1 protein-coding gene and 1 pseudogene are annotated in these 1,065 nt (G+C 64.9%); one reads left to right on the forward strand and one right to left on the reverse strand.

The genetic code is table 11. The features are described from left to right. Positions 1-46: 46 nt before the first annotated feature. A complete protein-coding gene (locus tag ACFWF3_RS36965) occupies positions 47-529 on the reverse strand; it encodes a nuclear transport factor 2 family protein (protein WP_301907190.1) in 483 nt (160 codons plus the stop codon). 243 nt (positions 530-772) lie between these two features. Between ACFWF3_RS36965 and ACFWF3_RS36970 the strand changes: the two are divergent. Further along, positions 773-1,065: pseudogene (locus tag ACFWF3_RS36970) on the forward strand (ABC transporter substrate-binding protein); the annotation flags it as partial.

The raw sequence follows: 1,065 nt of genomic DNA on the forward strand, positions 1-1,065 counted from the left end.
CGTCGCCGAGTCCGGCCGGATCTCCGGCGGTGGGTAACCGTGATATTCAGCCCGGGCCGTGGCCCGCGGCGACCCGGCCCGCGACATGCCGGACATCCCGGTGCGAGATGAGCCACTCACCCTCGTACTGCTCGAACTCGTCCTGAACCAGCCCGATGACCACCCAGTCAGCCGGTCGGCCCACATCGGTGGCGGCGGTGCTGGAGAACCAGTGCCACACGGTCGCATAGGCTGTGAGCAGGGGCTTGTCGCCGTTCCACTCGATGGTGGCCTGCCCGATGACATGGGCGACCAGGGAGCGTTGCGACTTGGGCACCCGGCTCATGTGATCGGTGAACTCGTCACGACCGTGGAACAGCACCGGCGGGCCGGGCATGATCCGGTACTCGATCAGCGCGTCGGGGGTGAAGCACTCGCTGAACCGCTCGCTCTCCTGTGTGTCGGCGATCCGGAAGAATTTGTAGAACGTTCGGAAGATCGCCCGCTCCGCTTCGATCGTGGCGAGCAGATTGTCATGTACAGCGGTCACGTCGGTCCTTTCTCTGCCGGGCGACAACCCATCGCGCGGCGCGCCGTTCGGTAATCGACACGATGCGAAGCTAGCACGGTGCCCGATACCGCCCGATGGTGTACCGCGCTATTCGGTGCGTCGATGTATTCCGAGCGAGGTGATCCGAATTGTTGACCGGGTATTTCAAGGTGTGAAATGTTTCGTCGTGTCGCCCGCCGTGAGTCCCACGTGAATCCGGGCAGTAGACAGAGGAATTCTTGCGTGAGCAGTGTTGTGCGTTCGAAGTCGATTCGCTGTGCCGTGGCATCGGCGGCGGTGGTCACCCTGTTCACCGGTGCCTGCGGCACCGGTGGTGACCAAGGCGGCGATGCCGGTCCACCGAGATCCGGCGGCACGCTGAAGTTCTCGGTCGCCTCCGACGCGGGCTGCGTCGATCCGCAGCAGGTGGGCAGCAGCGACACCCTGTATTCGCTGCGCGAGACGGTCGATTCGCTGACCGACCAGGATCCCACCACCGGCAAGCCGGTGCCGTGGCTGGCGCAGAGCTGGGAGGT

The sequence above is a fragment of the Nocardia sp. NPDC060220 genome, assembly GCF_042727815.1.
Taxonomy (GTDB): domain Bacteria; phylum Actinomycetota; class Actinomycetes; order Mycobacteriales; family Mycobacteriaceae; genus Nocardia.